The 24,668-nt window shown below is 44.4% G+C and carries 22 protein-coding genes; 9 read left to right on the plus strand and 13 right to left on the minus strand.

Features of this window, described 5'->3' with window-relative positions:
* Window positions 1-31 precede the first annotated feature (31 nt).
* On the minus strand, window positions 32-1,513 hold the full coding sequence (casA, locus tag QZZ22_RS07615) for a type I-E CRISPR-associated protein Cse1/CasA (protein WP_292463825.1): 1,482 nt from the start codon (window positions 1,511-1,513) through the stop codon (window positions 32-34).
* Window positions 1,510-4,089, minus strand: coding sequence for a CRISPR-associated helicase/endonuclease Cas3 (gene cas3 / locus QZZ22_RS07620; RefSeq protein WP_292463826.1), 2,580 nt, complete (start codon window positions 4,087-4,089; stop codon window positions 1,510-1,512). Before cas3 ends, casA begins: the two co-directional genes overlap by 4 nt.
* Before the next feature lie 229 nt (window positions 4,090-4,318).
* Here cas3 and csa3 point away from each other — a divergent pair, with 229 nt between their 5' ends.
* Both csa3 and QZZ22_RS07630 read left to right on the plus strand, forming a co-directional pair.
* On the plus strand, window positions 4,319-4,918 hold the full coding sequence (csa3, locus tag QZZ22_RS07625) for a CRISPR-associated CARF protein Csa3 (RefSeq protein WP_292463828.1): 600 nt from the start codon (window positions 4,319-4,321) through the stop codon (window positions 4,916-4,918).
* 365 nt (window positions 4,919-5,283) lie between these two features.
* Window positions 5,284-5,481, plus strand: coding sequence for a DUF2683 family protein (locus QZZ22_RS07630; protein WP_292463830.1), 198 nt, complete (start codon window positions 5,284-5,286; stop codon window positions 5,479-5,481).
* 168 nt (window positions 5,482-5,649) lie between these two features.
* Here the strand turns inward: QZZ22_RS07630 and QZZ22_RS07635 are convergent, their stop codons facing one another.
* Both QZZ22_RS07635 and QZZ22_RS07640 read right to left on the minus strand, forming a co-directional pair.
* The gene (locus QZZ22_RS07635) at window positions 5,650-7,776 is read right to left on the minus strand and encodes a catalase (protein ID WP_292463831.1); all 2,127 of its coding nucleotides are present in this window, start codon (window positions 7,774-7,776) and stop codon (window positions 5,650-5,652) included.
* Between the two features lie 446 nt (window positions 7,777-8,222).
* A complete protein-coding gene (locus QZZ22_RS07640) occupies window positions 8,223-10,733 on the minus strand; it encodes a U32 family peptidase (RefSeq protein ID WP_292463832.1) in 2,511 nt (836 codons plus the stop codon).
* Between the two features lie 496 nt (window positions 10,734-11,229).
* Here QZZ22_RS07640 and QZZ22_RS07645 point away from each other — a divergent pair, with 496 nt between their 5' ends.
* Window positions 11,230-11,547 (plus strand): B12-binding domain-containing protein, encoded by a 318-nt coding sequence (locus QZZ22_RS07645; RefSeq protein WP_292463833.1) that lies wholly within the window; start codon window positions 11,230-11,232, stop codon window positions 11,545-11,547.
* Window positions 11,548-11,645: 98 nt separating this feature from the next.
* Here the strand turns inward: QZZ22_RS07645 and QZZ22_RS07650 are convergent, their stop codons facing one another.
* Window positions 11,646-12,386, minus strand: coding sequence for a hypothetical protein (locus QZZ22_RS07650; RefSeq protein ID WP_292463835.1), 741 nt, complete (start codon window positions 12,384-12,386; stop codon window positions 11,646-11,648).
* A gap of 293 nt (window positions 12,387-12,679) precedes the next feature.
* Here QZZ22_RS07650 and QZZ22_RS07655 point away from each other — a divergent pair, with 293 nt between their 5' ends.
* The 3 genes from QZZ22_RS07655 to QZZ22_RS07665 are packed head-to-tail and all read left to right on the plus strand — an operon-like array spanning window position 12,680 to window position 14,869.
* On the plus strand, window positions 12,680-13,870 hold the full coding sequence (locus QZZ22_RS07655) for an NAD(P)/FAD-dependent oxidoreductase (protein WP_292464096.1): 1,191 nt from the start codon (window positions 12,680-12,682) through the stop codon (window positions 13,868-13,870).
* 2 nt (window positions 13,871-13,872) lie between these two features.
* The gene (locus QZZ22_RS07660; protein WP_292463837.1) at window positions 13,873-14,247 is read left to right on the plus strand and encodes a gamma-glutamylcyclotransferase family protein; all 375 of its coding nucleotides are present in this window, start codon (window positions 13,873-13,875) and stop codon (window positions 14,245-14,247) included.
* Entirely contained in the window at window positions 14,234-14,869 is a 636-nt protein-coding gene (locus QZZ22_RS07665; RefSeq protein WP_292463839.1) for a TatD family nuclease-associated radical SAM protein, read from the plus strand. The genes QZZ22_RS07660 and QZZ22_RS07665 overlap by 14 nt, the downstream gene beginning before the upstream one ends.
* A 2-nt stretch (window positions 14,870-14,871) precedes the next feature.
* Here the strand turns inward: QZZ22_RS07665 and engB are convergent, their stop codons facing one another.
* Genes engB through QZZ22_RS07695 form a run of 6 tightly spaced genes read right to left on the minus strand, consistent with a single transcriptional unit; the run spans window position 14,872 to window position 20,740 of the window.
* Window positions 14,872-15,498 (minus strand): GTP-binding protein EngB, encoded by a 627-nt coding sequence (engB, locus tag QZZ22_RS07670; protein ID WP_292463841.1) that lies wholly within the window; start codon window positions 15,496-15,498, stop codon window positions 14,872-14,874.
* A 6-nt stretch (window positions 15,499-15,504) separates the two neighbouring features.
* Window positions 15,505-16,518 carry a DHHA1 domain-containing protein gene (locus QZZ22_RS07675; RefSeq protein WP_292463843.1) on the minus strand — a complete coding sequence of 338 codons (1,014 nt, stop codon included), beginning with the start codon at window positions 16,516-16,518 and terminating at the stop codon, window positions 15,505-15,507.
* Between the two features lie 30 nt (window positions 16,519-16,548).
* Complete coding sequence (locus tag QZZ22_RS07680) at window positions 16,549-17,820, minus strand: hypothetical protein (RefSeq protein ID WP_292463844.1); 1,272 nt, start codon at window positions 17,818-17,820, stop codon at window positions 16,549-16,551.
* 8 nt (window positions 17,821-17,828) lie between these two features.
* A complete protein-coding gene (locus QZZ22_RS07685; RefSeq protein WP_292463845.1) occupies window positions 17,829-19,430 on the minus strand; it encodes a BatD family protein in 1,602 nt (533 codons plus the stop codon).
* A 53-nt stretch (window positions 19,431-19,483) separates the two neighbouring features.
* Window positions 19,484-19,984, minus strand: a complete 501-nt coding sequence (locus tag QZZ22_RS07690) for a hypothetical protein (protein ID WP_292463846.1) — start codon at window positions 19,982-19,984, stop codon at window positions 19,484-19,486.
* Window positions 19,985-19,996: 12 nt separating this feature from the next.
* Complete coding sequence (locus tag QZZ22_RS07695; RefSeq protein WP_292463847.1) at window positions 19,997-20,740, minus strand: ATPase domain-containing protein; 744 nt, start codon at window positions 20,738-20,740, stop codon at window positions 19,997-19,999.
* A 166-nt stretch (window positions 20,741-20,906) separates the two neighbouring features.
* On the opposite strand from QZZ22_RS07695, the gene QZZ22_RS07700 reads away from it, so the two are divergent.
* Window positions 20,907-21,647 (plus strand): Nif3-like dinuclear metal center hexameric protein, encoded by a 741-nt coding sequence (locus QZZ22_RS07700; RefSeq protein WP_292463848.1) that lies wholly within the window; start codon window positions 20,907-20,909, stop codon window positions 21,645-21,647.
* A gap of 6 nt (window positions 21,648-21,653) precedes the next feature.
* Window positions 21,654-21,800, plus strand: a complete 147-nt coding sequence (locus QZZ22_RS07705) for a hypothetical protein (protein WP_292463849.1) — start codon at window positions 21,654-21,656, stop codon at window positions 21,798-21,800.
* 17 nt (window positions 21,801-21,817) lie between these two features.
* On the opposite strand, the gene QZZ22_RS07710 is transcribed toward QZZ22_RS07705, so the two are convergent.
* Together QZZ22_RS07710 and QZZ22_RS07715 are read right to left on the minus strand one after the other, a co-directional pair.
* A complete protein-coding gene (locus QZZ22_RS07710) occupies window positions 21,818-22,366 on the minus strand; it encodes a tRNA (cytidine(56)-2'-O)-methyltransferase (RefSeq protein ID WP_292464097.1) in 549 nt (182 codons plus the stop codon).
* Window positions 22,367-22,379: 13 nt separating this feature from the next.
* On the minus strand, window positions 22,380-23,900 hold the full coding sequence (locus QZZ22_RS07715) for an AMP phosphorylase (RefSeq protein ID WP_292463850.1): 1,521 nt from the start codon (window positions 23,898-23,900) through the stop codon (window positions 22,380-22,382).
* A 222-nt stretch (window positions 23,901-24,122) separates the two neighbouring features.
* On the opposite strand from QZZ22_RS07715, the gene QZZ22_RS07720 reads away from it, so the two are divergent.
* A complete protein-coding gene (locus tag QZZ22_RS07720) occupies window positions 24,123-24,575 on the plus strand; it encodes a nucleoside deaminase (RefSeq protein WP_292463852.1) in 453 nt (150 codons plus the stop codon).
* Window positions 24,576-24,668 lie beyond the last annotated feature (93 nt).

Consider the following 24,668-nt stretch of genomic DNA (forward strand, 5'->3'; position numbering starts at 1 on the left):
ATTTAAATATTTGCTGATTATACAGACTCATTCAATTCTCTCCTATTTTTTTTAATGCTCCATTTAGTCTTGCACGGATAACAACTATATATCTGAGAAATTTAGGATCGTGTTCATATGGTAACATCAGCTGGTCAAATATGCTTCTGCACAAAAAATTTAATGAGCTCTTGAATGTGCCTATTTTATGATCTGCTTGTTGCCAATCCATTTGAGAAATATAACTATGAATCAAAGATTCAGATTGTTGATAAAATAAATCTTGACCTTTGTCAGAAAGACCTATTACACCATTTTCTCCTCCTATATTTTTAGCTACTCCATACAGTTTGTTCCTCAATTCATTTTTGTAATTGAGACTCAGAGAAACAAGATACTTGATATTTTCTTGTCCAGTGTTGTTATCCCATCCCTGAGAAATAGACAATAGTTCATGTCTACGCTGTTCGATCTTAGCTTGATTGTTACGATAGCCCCCGATAATTAAATGAAGTGATCTGCCTCTAAAAAGGTCTCTATATTGTTTTATTACCAAAGGAGGCTCATGTCCTTCTTTATCCATATCTTCTCTAATCAGGATATTAGTTAATTGAGTCCAAGCGGGTGCAGTAGTGGTAAATGAAAGATATGTTTCTTTTCGACCATCCTTACCTAAACTCCATTTTTTAGGACTATGGGGATGTAGCCAACGATGTTCGGGTTCATCTTTTAACTGGTAGGTCATTTTTTCGGACGACATACCAATTACTTTAGAACCCTCAACAGCTAATTTGATTTTAGCCGGTTGCCAAAACAGGCCACGTCTAAAACCAATTTGATAAGAGTAAAATTCTGATTGTGGAACAATGAGATCCATCCAAGTTGGCAAATCTTTCTCTTGCTTTGCTTCAAAATTAGGATAATGCGTTTGAATGGTTTCTCTAGTTAGTATATTGCACCATATTGTTTGCCGTAAACTCTCACTTACAATTAATGTAGTAGCTGGTGCACCACCTCTTAAACTACTTTTAAATCCTCCACCTTCAGAAGGAGCATTTAATGCACGATTGAACAAAGCAATTGTAGCAATGTTCAAATCCAACATGTCTACATCTTCAATGTCATTGAAAAATTTATGCGACGATGCAGATGTGCTTGTTTTTTCTGGCAGTCCCGTTAATAACGCTTGTGGGGACTTTATTTTACTAGCCTTTACATTTGTACACTGCATGAACGGATATTCAGGATGCAATAAATCAAACCATTCTATATATGGTAATATTCCCTTCTCATAGTCCGCCTCTTTCATCGGTTTGCTATATGCCTCTCGCAAATCGTCTTCATCATCCGGCATGAACACAACTTGTACAATACAAACTATCAGTTGCAAAGCAGCCATTTCCATATCATCGCGGGATAGGCAGATATGCCAGTCCTCATCGTTACAAAGCAAACGCTTCAGGCTGATAGTTTCAAACTGCCCTTGCTTTTGAACTGGAATCCAATTCTCGGTAAGTAAATTAAAACCCGTCATTTTTTAACCTTCTGCAAACCTCTGTCCTGAGTATAAAGTAAGTAACCGTCATCATAATCAAAACGCCATCCTTCGCCTGCTTTCATCATAGGTAAGTAATGTAATCCATTCTGGCTTTTGGGTAATACAGACCTCCAAAAATTGCTATCTGGAACACCCAGACTGTTTTGGCTCAAAAGCTCGCGATCAAACTTATCATTGGGCCTGGGAACAGGAATGCCATCCAAAAAGTGCTTTACTCCGCTTTCTTCCGTCACCGGGATCACACTTAGATTCATTTTCCCTTCTCTGGTGAGCGCATTTGCATTACCTTCAGAGTCCATAAAGTAAGTATCGGCCTGAGTCAGCCCCTTTGAGATCCACTTACTTGCCCACTCCTCCGTTTCATATTCTTCATGTAGTTTAGTCAGTGATTCCGGTTCGTTCTCCCATTTGTCCTTAACATAAACACGTTCAATCCAATCACGGTATGCTTCTGGAAACTTTATTGTACCGTTTTGCTCCAACAGGCATTGAGTACGCCAAAGAACTCTGGTATTTTTATAAATAAGATTGTGCAATCCATATATTTTCTTTGGATTTTCCATTAAATCTGCGTCATTGATATTTGGCATTACAACCGTGCATCGTGGCTTGTTATAAGATTCTGGACGTTGCTTAAAATGTCTGTGCAACCTCCCCATACGCTGAAATAGCAGATCAACCGGACATATAAAAGAAATCATCCAATCAAAATCGATATCCAATGATTGCTCTATTACTTGAGTTCCAACTAATATCCTACCTTGATTTAAACTATCTTTTCCGTAATTATCCTTAACTGCTTCTTCTTTGTTCATTCTGTCACAGTATCGATATCTTGAATGAAAAATATCAACGGATACAGAAGTCATTTCACTGAGATGATGTGCATATATTTGTGCATCATCGACTAAATTGCAAACAACGCCGACTTTAGCCCCATTCTCCACCGCTTTAACTATCTGTTCAAGTTGTTCATTGGTTATTGAGCAATCATCACTCTTCCACAAATCGATTTCGACGTTTTTTTCCTGAATACAATTCTGATCCTCCAATGTGAATGTATGAACATCACTATCTTTTGCCTGCATGATCAATGGATATGCCTGTTCATCTCTCGCTTCACCAGTACCCCAAGCATTGCACAAGGATTGTTTTTGGTATGCCGGAAGAGTTGCAGACAATAAAATAACACTACCACCAGCTTGTTTCTGCTGTTTGATAACTGCTTCCAAAATACCGTACATGTAAGCATCATAAGCATGAATCTCATCAATGATCAAAACACCTTTTCCAATCCCAAAACTGCGAACAAAATAATGTTTTAAAGGTTTTATTGCTGAAAGCATGACCTGATCAACAGTAGTCACAGCAATTTGCCCTAAAAAAGCACGTTTTCTGCTGGAAGATAACCATTCACTACATTGTGATCCGGCTTCAAAATCACCCTGAATGCTTGTGAATCGTTTGTGTTTTTCAACCATTCTTTTGAAGTGGTCATTTGAGTCCCGCTTCCCATGTGCCAGTATAATATTGTCCCTGCTTCCGAATATTTTACCAGCAACTTTTTCCAACCGATCCAGCATTGCGTTTGCAGTCGCTTGCGTAGGCAAAGCAAAAACAATACTATCCGCTAAGCCAGATGCCAATAATTTGGAAGCGTAAGCCAAAGCAGCTTCTGTTTTTCCACTACCGGTATTCGCTTCAATTATGATCAAAGACTGTTCTACTGACAATCTATCGATTAGTGTCTGTATGTTCTGTGGAGTGTAATCAGGATAAAGAGCTTCCATTCCACCGATGGTGTTTATGTGAGATAACAGGCCAAAGTCATTCAAAGAATTCAAAGCATTCTCTTTCCTGCTAACAAAATACTTTTCCAATGATGATTCATTCTGTTGAAATTCGAAATACTCTCTATTAGAACCCAGCCAATCACAAACACTACAAAATCCTGCAAGCAATACTGGTGGATTTTTTGTAGGAATATCATCAAAAGTAATACCAGCAGGTTCCAAAAAGATGCGGCTCAATTCTTGTACCCACTTTTGACGAGCAATGCAGTCTTGCATTTTTATAGACTCATCAACAAACGGAGGAAGATTGGGTTCAGCGTTTGTAGGTATTGATCCGTGATGCCCTGCAACTGAAGCAAACCAATTTTGCAACCATCTTTGTCTTTTGTAATCAACATCCCTAAAATACAAGTCTTCACTTTCAAGCACAAACCACTTGTACCCTTCATCACCGTGAAAATAATCTTTACTTCTTATGCCCGCAGGCAAGTTGATTTTGTAGTTTTCTGTTGCCAAATCCAAATTTTTCATCTGGAATCTAATGTCAAATTTGCCAAAATCGTGTAAGGCAATAAAAAACATTACCCATGCATAAGCTTGTTCTTCAGACAAGCCTGTTTCGTGGGAAAAACTCTGACGTATGCTAGGACTGTTCTCCCACCATTGATCAGCCACTGCCGCAACATCCATAGAGTGGTATGGCAATAGATGCCAATATAATTCTTCGGCCTTGCCCCAGTATTTGTATATGTTTTCCAATTATTATCACTTGTAACAAATTATTGACAATATACTGAGTAATTTACTATAAATCAACTTTACTAAATCACCCAGTAATTAATTAGATTCAATTTCTATCAAATGTTAATATTGTACACCTTTAATATATACTTTACTATTCTTTATCTGAACAGTAACACATACGAATATAGATATGTCTATTTACCCTGATTAAAACTATATAGAAACATTAACATACTATTCTCCGATGTCCAATCTAACACTCATCACTACACTCTACACCCTTGAACCTGTACTTGTCTGTGTGACACGCCTCTCGCCTTCAAGATTGATCATACTCACGGAGGATGGGGCCGTGGACAAGAAAGTGCAGGCGGAGCAGATGCTGGAAGCTACATTCGGGAAGTTCATCGAAGTGAAGAAACTCATCACTTCCCTGTACGACACCGTGAGGGTCGCACAGGACGTGGCCGGTGCGGTTGAAGAAGAGCACGGGCGGGGCAACCAGGTGATGATTAACGTCTCAGGAGGAAGGAAGCCCCAGGCATTCGGAGCCCTGTTTGGAGCCTACGCGCGCAGCGACATGGTAAAGCGGGTCGTTTACGTGACCGAAGAGGACAACTTCATGATAGACTTTCCCATCCTGAGCTTCAACATATCGCCCACGAAAAAGGCAATACTCGAGCACATCAGGCAGGGTGAGAAAGCAGTTACTGTCATTGCCGGTAAGGTGGGTATCTCACGAGGGATGGCTTATAACCACATCCGGGAACTCAAGGACATGGGATACATATCCGATGATGAGGGTTTCAGTATAACCGATTCGGGAAGGCTGGCAGTCATCTGACCCAGCAAAGAATAAGCAATAAGGAAGAGGGATGAAGAGGTTATCCAATTAGAATTTTGATTTTAAAGCCTATTCATTTTTTCATTAAGACTATCTATTTTTCAAACAACTGCCTAGACATGGATTTACAGGATTAACACGGATTCATGGTAGTGCTGGAAACTAAGACCGGAAAAAGATAAAATCCGTGTAAATCCCGTGTTAATCCGTGTCTTGATGTTCCATGGATGGATACGAATCGTGAAATAGTAAGGAACGCCGTCAAATTAGAACGGGAGGGTTTCAGGAGCTAATAAGGTATCCTCTTTGAGATTAGTTTCTGATTCCAGAGCTCTTATATACCTACAACCCAAAAGTATCTTATCATGAGGAGCTTCCATACTTTTACTCGTAGGTTTAGCAGTAAAAAGATAGCTGGAGTCAGGAAAGCCTCTTATCCTTCTGAAGAATGTTTGGATTCTGAGTTCATCAAAGAAGTAGAGCAAAGTATACAGGACGTTAAAAACGGAAAAGGTACAAAGTACGATTCACTTGAAGATTTGTTTGCCAGCTATGAAAAATGACATATCGGATTCTTACATCACCTGATTTTGAGAAGGAGATCGCGACTCTGTTCAGGAAGTATCCTGCAGTAAACCCTTTTCAAAACCTCAGGGCTTGCGGTCATCCGGGACAGGAAAATGCGCGGGAGCAACGCCGGAAAAAGAATGCAGGCTTGCCCCCTCACAAACTCACGCCGGGACTTCCATCTTCTTTTCACGGTCCCAGTGGCGGTGCTCTTTCATTGCAGCTATAAAGGATTCATTGAACGCGTTACTCCCGCCGGAGTTACGGACCGTTACAACGCCCCTGTCTGTCACAACAGCGGAACCGGGCTCTGCAAGGTTAACTCCCATTATGCTGGAAGCTGCGAGCAGATCCACGCCGTCGCCTGTCGCTCCGATAGGCTTGCAGTGTTTGAAAACCTCATTGATGAAGTGGATAGCATCTCCCTGCATCCTGAGGGTGTTTATGCTCTCCTGACCTCCGGGGATATATACAGCGTCGTACATTACGGAAGCTGCACCTTCAAAATTCTTGTCGACCTCCATTTCCTTCCCATCGGAATTTTTAAGCATCTTCCTGAACTTTGAAATGAGATCGGCCTGTGCTCCTGCACCCATCAGGGCCTTCTTGACGCTCTCTATCTCTGCATAGTTGTACCCGTCAGCAGCAAGAATTGCGACCTTTCTGCTCTTGACCGAGTCCTTGCGTGTATGCTCGCTCAGTTCCTGGCTGACATTCCTTGATTTCTTTGTCACAGGAGAGCCGCCCTTCATTTTAGGCGCATCCGCAGCAACACCTTTTGCTATTTCAATAGCAAGGTCCCCATCAACATTATTGAACATGTCCACAATACCTTGCCTGATACTGCGGTCTTTGACCTTCCCCACCTCAAAATGGAATGCCCTTATGATATGCATCTTCTCAGGCTCTGACATGCTGTTCCAGAAGAGCTTGGCCTGGCTGTAGAAGTCCTTGAACTTCTCGCTCCTGGCACGGATCTTCCGGCCTTCCACCTTCTCTGCATAGTGCACGAATGCCCCTTCCTCTGCAGATGCAGGTTTTGGCAGGCCTTGGGCAACCGAGTTGGGGAAGTAGCTTCCCTTGCCTTTGTTGATGGTCATGCGGTTGTAGCCTTCCCGCTGGTTGTTACTGATGGGTGCAAGAGGCCTGTTGATAGGTATCTCATGGAAATTAGGACCACCAAGACGTATCAGCTGCGTATCAAGGTAGGAAAACAGCCTGCCCTGCAATAGGGGGTCGTTGGAGAAATCTATACCCGGAACTATGTTCGCAGGACAGAACGCAACCTGTTCCGTTTCCGCAAAGAAATTATCCGGATTGCGGTTAAGTGTCATCTTACCGATCCACTTGATAGGCACATCCTCTTCCGGCCAGATCTTTGTCGGGTCAAGGATATCGAAGTCAAAGTTGAACTCATCCTCTTCTTCAAGGAGCTGCACACCCAGTTCATATTCGGGATAGTGTCCCATCTCAATGGCTTCCCACAGGTCACGTCTGTGGAAGTCAGGATCCTTCCCTCCTGTTTTCTGTGCCTCGTCCCACACCATTGAATGGATACCAAGCATTGGCCGCCAGTGGAACTTAATGAACCTGCCCTTACCCTGTGCATTGACAAAACGGAATGTGTTGACACCAAATCCCTGCATCATCCTGTAACTTCTCGGGATACCGCGGTCTGAGAGCAGCCACATTATCATATGAGCATTCTCCGGATGCTGCGCCACGAAATCCCAGAAAGTATCGTGAGCCGCTGAGGCCTGTGGTATCTGATTATCCTGTTCAGGCTTGATGGAGTGAACAAGGTCCGGGAACTTCATGGCATCCTGGATGAAAAAGACCGGGATATTGTTACCCACTATGTCATAATTGCCCTCTTCAGTATAGAACTTAGTTGCAAAGCCTCGCACATCTCTTACAGTATCAGCTGAACCCCTGAAACCAACAACTGTAGAGAATCTGACAAATACAGGTGTCTTCTTAGAAGGGTCCTGGAGGAACTTTGCGGAAGTATACTCCGCCAGGGGTTCATACACCTGAAAAAACCCATGCGCTGCGGAACCCCTTGCATGAACTACCCTCTCAGGTATACGCTCGTGATCAAAATGTGTCAGCTTTTCTCTAAAGTGAAAATCCTCAAGCAGAGTTGGTCCCCTTTCTCCCGTTTTGAGCGATATGTCTGTATTTTCGACCCTGAGTCCCTGATTGGTAGTCAGGAACTCCCGTTCCTTATCCTCACTGAACTGTTCAAGTTGCTCGTTTTTGCTATTTTCATTTACTTTCCCTTTCTCCATGATCTTGTCCTCTTCAGTTGTATGATGGAACTTTTCGAATTCCCAGTGTTGCCACTTAGATCGAATACGATAGCACGAGCAATCTCCTGATCGCACATAACGGAAAGAGGCAGAAAAGCATTTTTGCTCTGCGGAATCATCCTGCCTTTTTTTAGCATACTTTTTTGGCATGCTATGATGGAAGCTCCAGATGACTATACAATAAGCTCCAGATCCGTTCTAATGGAATGGCTGGCTGCTTAAATATAAGCCAAGCTACTTTCTGCTACCTACTCCCCCTTTAAATATAGGTGTTCATCATTATTTGAATGTTTTTATATATCTTGGGGTAAATATTTTAATCCTAATGCTTCAAAAAAAGTAATTCTGTGCATAAGATCTAATTTTGCTGTTGATCATTAGGAATTGGGAACATTACTGCGACCACATAAGAACAGGATGGTTTCTCAGAGCACACCATCAAAGTAATGTCCCTGTGTGGTATACTCGCTCCTGGAAAGTGGCCTGCAGCTTTTCCCCTCCAGTCCACTCCTGTAAGCTCGTATTGTTTCCCTTATCTCTTTTTTGCTATTCATGGACAGGTAAAGTCTGAGCACGCCTATGCCGCTGTCTCTCAGGCTCTCCAGATGTTCACGCATATCAAGCACCTTTGAATGATAGATCAAAGTGCGTCTTCCCGTGCGCTTTACAGGGAAATTCTCTCCTTTGTTATCTTCAAGTGATACGTTGCTGCCCTGTTCAAGGATCTTTCTGTCAACAAGGGGCTTTAAAAGATCGTTCTCTGTTATAAGAAGCAACTCCCTGCCATATGCAAGCAATTCTAACTGATGCTGCTCTCCTTCCTTTCCGGCCGCTGAGGAAATGTCCTTTATCTCCTCCAGGTTCAGTTCAGTGGAAAGTGTGACCCTTCGGGCCCCCGATTCAAAATAAGCAGAAGCTGTCTCATTATTGAATATATTCAGCTCCCTCTGGGCCACAAACGATATTCCCATCTGCACTGCAACTCTCACGGTGCCGGGATTTGAGCATGCTACCGTGAATTTTGCCCGGTGCACATCTTCCATCAGCTTTTTCAGGGCCTCAAGCTCATGATCGAAAGCCACCTGGGGAGTGACAAAGACTATCTCTGTTCCCTTTGCCCGTATCTCACCGATATGCAGGCTGTTCTGAGCCTCTGTCAGTTCACTGAACATCTCAATAGGTATATAAATGATATCAGCACCGGCATTCACAGCAGCAAACAGTGATTCGGTGCTGCTGACATCAGCGCTCAAAAGAAGTCGTTTTCTGGTTTTTGCAAATGCGATATCTGCAGGCTTTATGTTTTGCTTTCCAGGTTCCCGGATCGCACATCCATCTGCAGCAGGCTGTTTCCTCTCTCTCTTATATGACATCAGAACCGCTTCCTGGAGAAGTGACACTGCCTGCCTCCTTGCATTAGTAAGGACACCAACAGGTATGAAGATGTTCTCATCTGATACAACTTCGACAGAGCCTGGATGATAGGGTGTGTCACCAAGTTTTTCCATAGCCCGCGATATCTGTTCACCAGTAGTCGGAGAGCTTATCGCCTCCAGGACAACAAAATCATCTGTGAAGGATACAGAGTTTCTGTTTTCTTCCATCTCTATCCTGAGCTTTTCTCCAAGGCGGGCAAATACCCTGATAACAATCGGGATAGTCCGTAGCTTCTTTTTCCGGATGTTGTCGATGAGCCTGTTGTCGGTTGAAAGAAATACTTCATCCTGTGGCCGGACAGCCTTGCCAGTCTTGGGGCTGATCTCAAGAATAACCTCTTCGCCTTTTGAGGCCTTTTCAACCCTTTCCCCTCCGGAAGTGATGAAGTCGACCCTGCAACCGAGCATTCTCATGCTGGTGAGTATTCCGATCCCGTCCTTGTCATTGATGTCCTGCAGGAGTTTTATTTTCAGGCCTGCATGGTGTTTTGACCGGGATATCTCCTTTACCCTGCCAAGAGTAAGACCATAACTTGAACTGTATTTCTGGTGTGTGACATCCTTCTGTCCTAAAACAAAACCCTTTGTAAAGCCTCTGTAAAACAGTTTTGCAAGATCCGTCTCATAAGCCTCAATTTCCTGGGAACTGAGATTACTGCCGGTCCTGCATATCCTCTCGACTGCCGTCTTATAGGCTTCAGAACTTGCGGTCACATATTCCGGTTTTTTCATCCGCCCTTCTATTTTCAGGCTTTTTATGCCGGTCCTGACTATACTGGCAAGTTCGGGAAGAGTGCAAAGTTCGGCACAGCTTATGGGATATTCACCTATTAATCCCCTGCCTGCCTCCTCTCCGTCGATCATCAGATGATACTGCCTGCGGCACGGCTGCGTGCAGGCCCCCCTGTTTGCACTTCGGTCGCTGAGGAAACTGCTGAAGAGGCATCTGCCTGAGTAGGAATAGCACAGAGCCCCGTGGACGAAGAGTTCAATATCAATGTTGCTCCTGTCAACGATATCTTTGACCTGTTCCACAGTAAGCTCTCTTGAGAGTATGACCCTGGATGCACCTGCCTCTTCAGCAAAGGCCACTCCCTCCAGGTTATGGATGGTCATCTGGGTGCTTGCATGTAATGGAAGATCGGGATAGGTGCTGCTTAGCATCTTCATCAGTCCCAGGTCCTCAATTATGATGGCATCGATCCCATAGGAATATGCCTTATCGACAACATCAAGCGCATTCTGTAGTTCTTTCTGCTTGACAGGGATGTTCAGTGCCAGGAAAACCTTAACGCCTCTGGAATGCGCAAGATCTATTGCTTCTTCCAGTTCGTCCAACCTGAAGTTCTTTGCCCCCTTTCTTGCATTAAAATCCTCTACCCCAAGGTATACAGCATCAGCTGCTCCCTTTATTGCACCAAGCAGGGCTTCAGTATCGCCTGCAGGAGCCAGTATTTCCGGTGGCTGGCAGTATTTGTAAATATTATCACTAGCGGTCATTTTCACGAGGTATGATGTTTATCTATAGTGTTATTTATGATAGTGCCTAACAAGTGTATTATTTAAAACGGTTTCTCAGAACATCCTTTAGTGTGAGGTGTTCAGCTCTTGCAGAAACTCATATTTTTCGGACGACACGAATAAATATGATCATTCTTCTCCTTAAATTGAAGAAGGCGAAGAATGAGAATTAAATGTTCCGGAAAGAGAGGGGTTATGTATGGCTATAAGTAAAGTTTATTTTCAGATCATATGTTTTATTGTGTTTTCACTCTCATACCTGGTTATAATCAATCTGTATTTTATGTCAAGAGGGAATGCTGCCTGGGTTTTTGCTCCGGGCACCTTGCTGGTCGGTCTGGTGGGATATTGGATAGGTGATTATCTCTATACGCGCTATTTTAAATAATATTCTAAATATAAAACCAGGGCACCAAAAGAATTATATACGTATGAATATTATCAGATTTAATATATAATAAAAGGTTGTTATAATATGCAAACTTCACAATTGACCGGCCAGGATATTATCAGTATGGCAAAACATGCCGTAGTAAGCCTTGACATGGAAGAAGCTGAACATGCTGCAAGGGAGGCGCTTGAAGCAGGCCTTGATCCTGTGACATTCATCGAAAAAGGATTTGTGGCCGGCATGAAGGAGATCGGAGATATGTTCGAGGAAGACAAAATCACACTTATGCAGATATTTGCGGCTTCAAAGATCATGGACGCAGGTCTTGATATCCTAAAACCTGAAATGGATAACCCGGAGCATAAGTTCTGTTTCTTTGGGAATATCGCCATGAGTGTTTAAAAGTGCGAATGACCGTAAAGAAATCAATGGGATAAATAAAATAAAGGATTTTATAAAGGTGTGAGCAGGCTTTTAAATCTGATTATTGTCTGTTCCTCTCAAAAAGTACTTCCTGAGACGATTTCCATTATTGAATCCCTGCAACTGCCTTCTATATGTATCACGGAGAATTTCGACTCCAGCATCTTGGCAAACTCCGGGCAGAAACTTGAGAGCGGAACCTTATCGTCAGCCCACCACATCCGCCTGTAATGACTCAGGTATCCGAAATTGTTCCTGAACTTATAGAATTCCCTCACTTTTCCCACTCCGGCAAGCCCTTCGGATTCCAGGGGTAACACCACGATATCATTCAGCCTCATGCCCATTGTAAAATTGAAAATGTCCTCAGACCATACATCAAGAACTGACTCGTCAAGCCCGGACAGTTTTGCAATGATCATCTCCTTGATCTGCTCACGTTTTTCAAAGTTATCGAACTTATCCATGGTCTCGTCAAAGTGCTTCAATTCCTCATTGAAGTTCTTCAGTTTCCTGTTAAGTCCCTGCATCTTCCTGACCACTTCAGGGCGCTCTGAAGAGAAGTCAAGGTCCTTGGTGGCCTCCTCGAATTCCTTCCTGAACTTGTCATCAAAATCTCTGTATTGCTCCCCCAAGTAGAAGTGTTTCTTGTGATCAGCAGGTGTGTCCCTCAGTTCCATGAACTCCTGGCCAAACTGCTCCAGAAGGTGCAGGTTCAGGTCCAGGGAAAGCACTCCTCTCTCGAAACAATCCTTTTCCTGGTGGCCGCAGTATCCCGCGCGCACTATCCATACATTTGCCTTGCGTTGGTAAACCATATTGTCTCTCATATAAGTATGCAATTATTCTAACTAATAGTCACTCGCAGTTACTTAAATATATAATACTCAGGCTCTACAGAAACCTGCATTCTAATTCAAATATATGTCCCCTATGATTATATTATTCGATCTGTATTTATTCTGAGCGTCCTACAGAGCCAATAGTTAGTTATATCTTATTGAATGTGGTTTGTGATAAGCATAATCCATGGGAGCTTACAGGTACCCCGCTTCACAAAGATCGATGTGATATATTCCAGCGAGCTCCCAGTAAAAACAACGGACATAATATGATGCCTGATGATTCGTATGATATAATAGTTGTTGGCGCCGGACCGGCAGGTTCCACGGCAGCCATGTATGCAGCCCAAAGAGGCATGTCTGTGCTCCTCCTGGATAAAAAGAAGGATATTGGAACGCCTCTCCAGTGCGGAGGCTTCCTGCCCCACTATGAGACCCTGCATGAACTGGTCCCCAATGCGGAATTACCCTTCACCCTCGAAGAAATACCCTCTAACTGCATCCATGCTACCACCTCTTACCAGCGTTTCATAGCTCCTGACGGTTACTCAAAGGGATTTCACGTTACTGCTGACGCTATCGACAGGAGGCGCTTTGACAAGCATCTCGCAAGGCAGGCTGCAAAAGCCGGTGCACATCTGCTTGTCGGGACCAACGTCACGGAAGTAAGAGGCACTGAACTTATAATGGACGGAGTCTTTGGGGAATTCGTCGTCACAGGTAAGATCATCATCGGAGCAGACGGGCCGAACTCAGTCGTTGCAAAAGCTAACAATATGCTAAGGGGTGCCGACCCTATGGGCACTGGCACAGCATTCGAGTATGAGATCAGCGGCGCAGATACGGACAGGGAAGCCGTGGAAATGTATTTCGGAAAGGAATATGTGCCCGGAGGTTATGCCTGGATCATCTCCCAGGGGGAGGACACGGCCAATATAGGTGTCGGCATTCGCGAAGCAATGTTCGGTCAGGGAATGTGTGCAAGAGACTACCTTGACAAGTTCATGCATGAGCACCCCCTTGCAAGCAAAAGGCTTGAAGACGCGTCCATATTATCCGTTGTTGCCGGCCTTGTACCCGTTGGTGGTGCGCCGAAGATTACAGCCACCAACGATACAATCATAGCAGGAGATGCCGCAGGACATCTCATCGCCACCAACGGAGGCGGCATATCCACTGCAATGGTCGGTGGCAAGCTTGCAGGTGAAACGGCCGCTGATCACCTAGAAGGCAGGTGCAGTCTCATAGAATACGACAGGCGCTGGAGGGAGCAGATGGGAATGGAAATAAGGACCTCGGTATATGCGCGCAAGCTCATGGATAAGCTCATGCTCTCGGATAAGCTCATGAGCGCCGCTATAAGAATGATCTCACCGGAACATATGAAGGCCATCCAGTGCGGACAACTTCCCGCTCCTGTCAGAAAGAGCCTTTTGAAACTTAATATAGGTCTTGACTGAATATGTATATATTTGTTTACGGCTCACTGAAAAAAGGGTTCTCAAGGCATGATCTGATAGAGGGCTCGACTTTAATCTGCAAGACCCGCACCAAGGATCACTTTGCTATGGTTGACCTGCATCGCTTTCCCGGTGTGATCAAAGAGCAGAGTGTATCCCCGATATATGGGGAGGTTTATGACATCACCGACAGTTTGCTGGATGATCTGGATGATTATGAAGGTGACTGGTACTGCAGGGAACAAGTGAAACTTGAAGCAGGGTTCACAGCCTGGATGTATTTTCTCAAAAATATCCTTGGTAATGTAAAGAAGTACGGGATAGTTAGTGAAGGCCTCTGGAATGAGAAGCAGGAGAATAAGTATGTCGGAGAATAATAAATTAACTAACGGGAACAAAGAAAGCCGCTTCACCGGAGGGACCATTGGTTATGAAGCTCACGGGAATCTCTATCTTAATATAACTAACAGGTGTACCGCAAAATGCAGTTTCTGTCTTCGGGATATGTGTGACGGCGTTTATGGTTATAGTCTCTGGTTATCAGCGGAGCCTACTTACGATGATATCATAGAGGAGCTTGAGGGCAGGGATTTGAGACGATACAAGGAGGTCGTGTTCACTGGATTTGGAGAGCCGACATGCAGGCTTGATACTCTTCTTGAGGTAACCAGGTGGCTCCATGAAAAAGGTAAACGGGTGCGTCTGGATACCAACGGTCATGCCAAACTCATGTATCCTGAAAGGGATGTCGTCGCAGAACTAAAAGTGGCAGGTATGGAATCTGTCTCTGTCAGCCTTAATGCCGAATCCGGGGAGAAATATGATCAGCTTTGCCACCCTGCATTCAACAATGCATATGCATCTCTCCTGGAGTTTACAAAAGAATCTGTAAAAGCAGGCATGAGAACTCAGATGACGGTTGTGGGTATGCCTGATATTGATATAGAAAAATGTGAAAAGATAGCAACCGGCCTTGGAGCTACTTTTCGTGTAAGATAAGATCAGAAGTACTTGTACAGATCATCCCTCTTCTCAGAATGCAGGCGCTGCCTGATAATGGAGTTCAGGGGCTTGATCTTGCCCTGCTTTGCACTGATGGGTGCGATAATGTCTATCCATTGTCTCCAGGGAGGCAGCATTCCAAGCTTGTTCGCGATGTCATCAAGGACAGTGTTCTGCTCTTCTTCTTTTACTTTGTCCATTTTATTGACAGCTACAACAGTATCGATATCAAGCTCCTTCAGGAAGTCGTACATCTCAATATCTATCGGAACCTCGTTCCTTGACTCCCAGCGGTCCACAACTTCCACAAAAACAGGACCATCGACAACCATTACAGCCATACGGATTCGCCCGGCTCCTTTTTCTATGTAGCGCACTATCTGGTCCTTTACGATGTCCTGCTTGCGCTCCTTAATACCGCTCATGAACCCGAAACCAGGCATATCTGTCAGGAGAAGGTCTGAAAAGCGTATCTGTGTAGGTTTCAGTGTAACGCCGGGGCGTTTACCTACCTTTACTCTCTGCCCTGTGACCTCCCTGATGAGAGAGGATTTACCCACATTGGACCTGCCGACAAATATGATCTCAAAATTCACTCCTTCAGTAAGATCTTCACTCTTAGCCATTATAACTCACACTTGAACCTTAAGTATTTCTTTTCCTATCGCAACATCCATATCCTGCAGGAATTGCACAAAAGAAGCCGCCGGGATTCTTGCTCCTGCTGCTGCGGCGTGACCTCCGCCTGTACCTCCATGCTTGAGTGCGATAGTTTTTAGCAACCTGTTCAGGTCGATATTTTCTCTTGACCTTAGGCTCATATCATATACATCTTTATGGTTGCGATACTCGGCAGCTATGCCCACCCCGCGCATTCCATACGATGCTGCGTAAATCGCAGATTTTGACATATATCCTTTCGCATCGATGACATATGCCATGTTCTGAAGGGACACAACATCTTTTTTCACTCTGAGGCGCAAGGCTTCTTCAAATCGCGCACCTTCCCTCGCTATCTCAAGTACACCCGGGATCTCGGTGGGGATCATGTCTTGGGAAAGGGGATGAAGCATTTTTCGTTTGAAATCGTAATTGCGGCCCATATGAATAAGAGCCTGTATGAGCGTGCCTGCCTGGAAGAAAAGGCTTCTTTTATCCCAGTCCTGCAACCATTCCCTGATAGAAGGAGTATTATCGTAATAGTCACCGATGGCGCCATATATTGCCACTCTGCGCATGTCACTGTTCAGCCGGTCCTCCAACACCTTATATGTCAGCTCTGAAGAGCACATGTTAAGGTCGTTATGCATCCACTCGACATCCCAGTACTTATCCGGCAGAGGATGATGGTCAATATATGTTATGCTGGCATTTCGGGCAAGCTTTTCAAGACGTTTATACAGTTTGGTGGATGACCTGACATCAATAGCAATATCACAGATGATTATATTCCTGTATCCATCCGCCATCTTCAGTTCATCAAGTATACCTACCGGAGAAGTAAAATACACATCTGCATCAGGGTAGGCACTCTTGGCAATAGCACCGGAGCAGACACCGTCAGAATCCCCGTGTGTCAGGATAAGGGTCCTGTTCATGTCGGAATATATGCGTTTTATCCCGCTTGCTGTTTTTGATCTGTTCATTTATAGTAAAGGAAAGCGCTATTATGTATTTTACTTTTGCCTTAAGTTTGATATGAACTGCTTGACAGCATCCGCAAGATCATAGAATATCCGGAATATCCCATGGTCCTCTTTCACAACTGCAGGCTGCTCCGCATTTATGCTATCATATGATGCATCTTCCGGGGAAATATCATCGTAGTACCCATCCTGTTCATATCCATCCTGCCCATATTCATCTGCTACATATAGCATATATCGTCTTGAATTAACAGTGTCCTCATAGTCCCGGGGATCCGTAAAAGTAGCTTTTGCCGACGGCATCACAACACTTCCGGCCTTATCCATCCGCAGTGAGTATGTAAGGGTGATATTTTCAGACGGGTGCAGGATCTTACTGCTACTTATAGTGCCTCCCACAAGCACAGCTCCTGTGGCGATCTCATCAGAGACTGACACATAGGCAGCCCGATCGCCTTCATTAACAGCACTTACCTGTATCTGGATAACATCATTCACCTGCACATTTTCGGCAGAATGGGATTTGGTAAGGTTTATATAAGGGCCATGAACAATAAGCTGTGTATCGTGGAACGTTTTCTTGTAAATTCTATCGTCCATACTGACCAGCACCTGCGTACCGGTGAAATTATAAGTACCAGGCCTGAGAGCCTTAAGGGAGTAGCTATAGGACTTCTGTCCGTTAGCAGCAATAGTGGAGTTCCAGTCCATATCGATATCGGGATCAAATACCAGGCCGCCCGGGATTTCCTGGATAAGTTGTATCGTTGTAGGAACAACCCTGAGGTTTCGGACCTTTATCTCAAAGTGAGCCCGCTCATCCATGTATACTTCTTTTGCCCGGTTCTCTTCCACAATAATTGTCTTATCTATCTTCTCAATGACAACTGTCGGGGTCTGGGATACATTTGAAAGAAATACAGTAATGTTCGTGTAGGGCACCGGGATATTGTTACCCGTAACAACGCTCAGTGCAGTGATGTTGAGCCGGTCTCCAAATATATAATTGTCAGGGATGTTGGAATTGTTCACGGCAAGAATCGTTTGCCATGATTCGGAACGGTCGCTCAGTACCGTCAGCATCACATAATCACTATCTGTATCGAATGCTTTGGAAGGTGAAAAGTCAGCAGCTTTTATCATGTAGCCGCTGGCATTGACTTCTTCTCCCCAGTAAAGCGTATAGTTTCCTGTCTCAAGCCACTCGACACCGCCATCATCGGTAAACGATTCTGCATTTGCAAGGCTGCAGAGGCATACAAGAAGGGCCAGCACTCCCATTCTTAAAGCTATCTGTCTCATAGTCTCTATTATTGTTCCCTGCGCTTGATCACGGCAAAGACACAGATAAGGATGAATATCATCAGAGACCCTTCAAAACCAGGTTGCACCCTGGTATCATCAGAATTGGTTACTGTGTTGTCTGTGGAAGAAGAACTGCCCGATGTGCTGCTGGGAGTGTCACTCTGGGAGTTATCAGAAAGAGAAGCGGAAGTCTGCTCTTCCGGGTCTACAACCGACAGTACGGGCATGTTGGATATCCTTTCACCTTTAAAGCCTTCCATATCAATGAACGTAGCAGTTGTTGCAGGCATCTTTACCTCTCCTGTCTCCTTCGTTCTGATCACATATGAGTATGTGGCTGATTTGCCTCCTTTCATAACTTCCTTGAACTCCAGGTTCCCGCTTACAAATGATACGCTGGATGGCATACTTTCTGCTGTTGTTACACTGGCATCCTTGTTACCCTGATTATGCACAGTTATAGTCACAGTAGCTTCTTTGCCAGGGCTCACGGAAGAAGGACTTATGGTTTTAGTAAGAACTATATTGGGTCCATTAACTTTGACCTTGGGTGCTTCTGACTTGAATGTGTGCACCTTGCCGTCGGGCCCTGTGAATGTAGCTGTCGTTGCAGGAATTGTTATCTCGCCGGTCTTTGTGGGTTTCAGTGTATATTTAAAAAGGTCTGCCTTTGTCTCACCTTGGCTAAAACTGACTGTTGTTTCCTGATTGGTATTATCCTGCAATTCAAAATACTCGCTGATCGAATCGGTGACTGTTGCGGAACTGACACTATAGATTCCTTTATTGTATACACTCACTGAAACGTAAACAGCCTTATCCATGTATATTTCCTTGGCAATAGTCTTTGTAATTATAAGTTCGACAACAGGCTCTATGGTCAGGGTCTTTATTTTGTCATGGGAGTGTATCTGGTTGTTAATGTCCTTAGATTTAGTTGTTACCTTAAAATCGATCTTTGTCTGGTCCCAGTACTCAGAGGCCTTGAATTTAACAACTATCGGCTCAAGTACTTCATCTTCTTCCACATCATTAAAACTATATTTAATTTTTCCGGAAGTTTGTTCCATTCCACATGAATCTATTTCTACGTCCATATTGTAGGCTTTGGCATCACCTTCGTTCTTGATATTTATTGTTGCTGTAATAATAGAAGAACCAGTATACCTTGGATCATAAGTGTCTTTATCAGTGCTTATATCGATTTTCATCTTTGGATAAGCTCTCTTATATACTTTAACTGCAGTTTTTGGATCTTTCATATTGCCTGTCCATGAGTCAATATTAAGGGTCACGGAATCAACAACTACTTTGATGTCATTGCCACTATCTGTATCACGGTAAGTCAGAGTTTCTCCAACACGCAAAGGGGAAATTGCTTTTACCTGGTTGTTCCTGGAAATGCTGATGCTGACAAAACCTTCTGCATTAAAGTCCTCAGCTTTGATAACATAGCTATCAATTGTTAATGTACCTCCCCAAGCAAGGGTGCCAGTCTTATCTGCACCATCCTTCCATTCAATATCATCCACAGTATAGGCTAATGCAGGCAGGCAGAGAAGATACATCGATAAAAGTAAACAAATAAGGGATTTTTTTAGCATCATTTAACCTCATGTGTATTATTAATAATATTGAAATAGATATTAATTTTATGGAGTCAGTTTTTTGGTATAAGTGTTTTATAACCTTTTATCTGAGAAGGCCTGTCAATTGCTGTTGTTCTGGAGGTGGAACTTGGAAGGTCGGTCATGGTAGGCTGCTGTATGAGTCCTGCTGTGTTCGCATCTGCGGTTCGCTGGCTTTTGTACCCCGCTTCGATAGTTTTATTTATAGCAACCTCTGAATATTCAGGAAAAATATTTGTCCTCTCAGATTGCTTTTCTGAGCTCCTTTTTGACATATCGGACTTAAGGTCTCTTTCCTTGGCCCTGGTCCCATATTCTTTGCCGTCCCTGTAGTTTTGCATGACGAGCTTTCCAAGACCGGATTCTCTTGCCAGATCCTCAAGCATTGAGTATTGCTCGCTCACCCAGCCAAGTTCGGAATGTTTGTGATACCCTACTTCAAAACCAAGCTTGTACGAACTTTTAACAAGCTCATCGATCTCAGATCTGGTGAGTTGCGTTTGCTCTTCTTTCTTTTTGAAAAACCTGACCATGGTTTCACACCCTCACTCAAGCAATTCTTGCACAGCCATGCCTCTTTCCGTGAAACCCACACCCCGCAGGTTACAGTCATGCTTAGTTCCTCTCATTTTGATTATCTGGATGGCACGTGTCATAGTCTTATCGTAGAGGAAATTATGCAGGAATATGACCCCATGAGAAGCAAACTGCTCTGTGGAGTAAACTGTCGGGTCCGTCATCTCGGATATCAGTATCGTGGTACATCCTAATTTCTTGAGGTTGCGGATGAACCTACTCATCTCTTTTTCCTGAAGGGATGGGTCCTTTGAAGTGAAACGGATCGCTGACACTGAGTCAATTACCAGCCGCTTTACACCATACTCAGAGACATAGCATGCAATTTCCTTGTATACTGTTGCCGGGGAAGGAGCACCCTGGTCGCCAGGAGAATTGATCATGTCGTGTTCATGGATACCGCGTTCATGCAAGTCATCGATAAAACCATAATCCATCCTTGGACCGAGGTCCGCGAACAATAGTTTTTGCATCTTGATCAAAGTCACTACGTTCATACTGTAGTTTGACATGTCATCTATTATGTTCTGCGGGCTCTCTACCAGGCTCACATAAAGGCCGACTTCTCCAAGTGCTGCTCCCTGTGCAAGATATTGGACACAGAAAGTGGTTTTACCACTTCCGGGGGGCCCGCTGAGAAGATAAACACGTTCCGAGAGTAATCCTCCTTGCAGGATTTCGTCAAGACCATCTATTCCAGTTTTAATTCTCATAAGGTGCCCTCTGTAAATATACTAGATTTTATTATATTTATGGTGTACATATATATTACTGTTATTATTCAGCAAATAGTATACATGACATTATTATACATAAAACTATTATAATATAGTATTGGAATGCGACATATTGAAATTACTTGAAAAACATCATTTATCTATGAACCTTTCAGAAGTAGTTGCTGTCCTAGAACAACTGGCCCCTCCTGAGCTGGCGGAGGATTTCGATATTGGTAGAATTGGATTGACCCTGGATCTTGAGAATGATATTCAGAAAATAGCCGTTGCCCTTGATCCCACAAAGTATGTGTTAAAAAGGGCCGCAGAGATAGGTGCGGATATACTTGTGACCCATCACACTCTTATCTTTCATCCGCTGAACCTTGTCAGGAAACCGCTTGCAGATATTCTCAAAATAGCTCTGGACAACAATATTTCCCTGTACTCGATGCACACCAACTACGACAAAGCAAAAAATGGTATCAATGACGCACTTGCAAAACGCATCGGTCTCTCTAATATCATTGACACGGATATCGGAAGGATAGGAACTATCAGTCCGTGCCCTGCAGAGACCTTTGTGAACCATGTTGCAAAAAGCCTGAACACCCATGTCCAGTTCACTGGCAGGAAAGAAGAGATCAGCAAGGTGATGGTCTTTGGTGGGAGCGGTTTTAAAGAAGAGTACCTTTCCATCGCAAAAGAAAATGGAGTCGATGCTTATGTTTCCGCTGAACTGAGACATGATATCATACGCTCATGGGAGGACATGCTGCTTATTGATGCAACACATTACGCAACAGAAAATCCGGGCATGCAGGACCTGTGTCTCCGGCTGGAGGAAAGGCTCAGGATGGATGTGGAATTCATTGACCACAATCCCTTCATAGAAGTAATTTGAGGATCCATGTCTGATAATAACGATCACATTGATGAGGATGAGCTGGAGGAAATGTTGGAAGACCAGTCAAAGCTCAAGGAAAAGCCGAAACACAGGGGATACGGAGATTATGAGAGAAGAGGCATTTACAGGGGGCCTTCGGTAAAAAAGTGATGCAGTAAAGAGGCAGATTAGGATGAACCTGGCCCTTCCTGCCTGTTATCAATGACCTTTTTCCCGCGCTCTGCGGGGATTATTTTCAGCTCTCCGCCATTAAACTCATTTTTAAGGGGGTCGATTGATGCAATTCTGTCAAGTGTTACGGCAACTGCAGCAACCTCTGAATGGGGCTGGTTGCCTACCGCAACATTCCAGTCCGCCATTTCATATATCTCGAAAGGGACCTTCTCAGCCCCCACAACAATCATGAGATCTTCACACTGCCCGATATCAGCCGCGACATCAGGCAGGTTCACACCATACATGGATAAATGGCAGACTTTACCGCCTCCTTCTTTCCACTTCCTGATCTCAGTCTTCCAGTTCACATCGTTCTTAACATAGAAATTTCCGCCCCATCTTTTTGCAACATCGAGTATGTTTTCCGCTAGCTTGCGGTCATCTGATGCCAGCAACATGCCCTCGGCACCAAAAGCCCTTGCAGTCAGGCCTACGTGAGTGGTTATTCTTTTATCCCTCACCGGGCGGTGGCCAAGTCTTAAGATAACAATCCTTTTCATCATGCACCTGTGCTCAGAGTCCCTTGATCTCATCCACTCTTTCAATGAGCATTCCCTCAACGAATATAGGCGGGAACTCCCTTGCATATCTTACTGCGTCTGCAAGTTTCTCTTTTTTATCGGCATAAACCGTGAGAACCGGCTGACCCTTCTCCACGGACTCACCGCGCTTTTTGTGTATCAGGACACCTGAACCCTTGTCATTGGGAGCACCTGCGAAACGTGCCAGCTGCACAATTCTCTTATTGTAGAACTCTATAATGTATCCGTTGGAAGGCGCCAGAATCTCTGCGGTGTACTGGCCCACAGCTATGTCCTTGTGGGTGATGTCAGGATTTCCACCCTGTATTGCGATTATCTCTTTCATTTTTGCCAGAGCTTTGCCATTTCTAAGGGTTTCAAGAGCAAGTTCCCTACCCTGCCCACGAGGCGCGGCTCCGCCCATTTCAAGCAGCATGCCTGCAAGAATGACACTTTTCTCAATAAAACTGTTAGGACCTTCCATAGTCTCAAGGACTTTCAGGGCTTCCCTTACCTCAAGTGCAGGACCCACGGTCCTTCCCACTGGCGAGGCTCCATAGGTCAGGGCGCAGTCCACATCCATACCCAGTCGCTCTCCCAGGCTTATGAGGTCCCTTGCAAGTTTGCGTCCGGCCTTTACATCAAGTATCTTCGTTCCGGGACCGATGGGAATGTCCATGACAACTTTCTGAGCCCCGACAGCACCTTTTTTAGCCATGATGGATGCAAGCAGCTGGCAGTGGGGATCAACAGAAAGCGGGTATTCTATCTTAATGAGCTTGTCATCGGCAGGTGCAATATTGGTTCCGCCGCCCCATACAATTACCCCTCCGACCTTTTCGGTCATTTCCTTGATCTGTGCAGCCGTAAAGTCCACTGGTGCAAGTATCTCCATGAGGTCAGCGGTACCTCCCGCCCCGGTTATGGCACGTGAGCTGGTCTTTGGTATGAGCAGGCCGTTAGCTGCAACTATCGGGACTATGAGAAGGGTTATCTTATTTCCCGGAACTCCTCCTATGGAGTGCTTGTCCATTATCGGGGAACTTGCGAACTTTATCTGCTCACCGGTTTCTATCATAGCTCTTGTCAGCCATTCGGTCTCATCCTCCGACAGGTCCCTTATATATGTAGACGTAATGAATGCGGCGAGCTCAACCTCGCTAAGGTTCTCTTCCACTATATCCCTGACAAGCAGATTTACCTCATCCCTGTCCAGTTTCTTGCCATCCATTACCTTCCTGACAATATGTGCCGACTTGGGTTTATCCGCAGGCTCAACTTCAACAGCCTCGGTCCACTGTTTGCCGAGCTGCTCCTGAACCTCATGATACACACCGATCATTCCCGGAGCTATCATGTCCTCCGTAAAATCCACGATCGCAGTTAAGGTAACATGATTGCGCACCCTTACCCTGTCACCTTCATAGACACCAAGCTCCTTGGCATCCATTGAATTCATCACAACTTTGTATTTACCGACCTTGATATCAATGGGTTGTACTTTTAACTGCATGATCACACCTTTAGATATGTCAACTGCATTAATCGATAAATAACTAAGGGTAAAATGTTTATGGCAATTTACCTGGTTAGTGACACTTATTTGTAGCAGGTTGCCTGGCAGCCGGCTTGATACTGAGTGACATAAGCTGCGTGTACCTGCACACATCCCGTATCCTGCATGACCACTGCTCTTAAAACCAATAAGTAACGATACAATTCTATGAATTATTTCATGCAGACGGCCATAGATGAAGGCAGGCACGGGATGGATCATAATCACGGAGGACCATTCGGTGCGGTGATAGTGAAGGACGGGAATATCATCTCAAAAGCCCACAATGATGTGCTCAGGACCAATGACCCTACGGCTCATGCGGAAATACTGGCTATCAGGCAGGCCTCCGAAGTCCTTGACAGTTTTGATCTGTCCGGGTGTGAGATATACGCCACCTCGGAACCATGTCCCATGTGTCTTGCCGCTATTTTCTGGGCCCGCATCAAGACTGTCTATTTCGGCTCCGATAAGGAGGAAGTAGCGAAAATAGGATTCGATGACAGCCGTTTCTATGAGCTGCTAAAGGGAAATGGTGACGGGTCGCAACTCAACAGAGTCAATATTGAGAGAGATAAATGCATGGAACTGCTTGAACGCTGGGAAAGGAAACCTGACAAGCAGATGTATTAAAAACGCAAAATACATCCACAAACCTTATTACAAGAAGAACGCCTATTGAAATATTTATATATTAAAATAATGGCCTTACAGGCGGATTGACAA

Origin of the sequence: Methanolobus sp., assembly GCF_016278365.1 — an archaeon.
Taxonomy (GTDB): Archaea; Halobacteriota; Methanosarcinia; order Methanosarcinales; family Methanosarcinaceae; genus Methanolobus.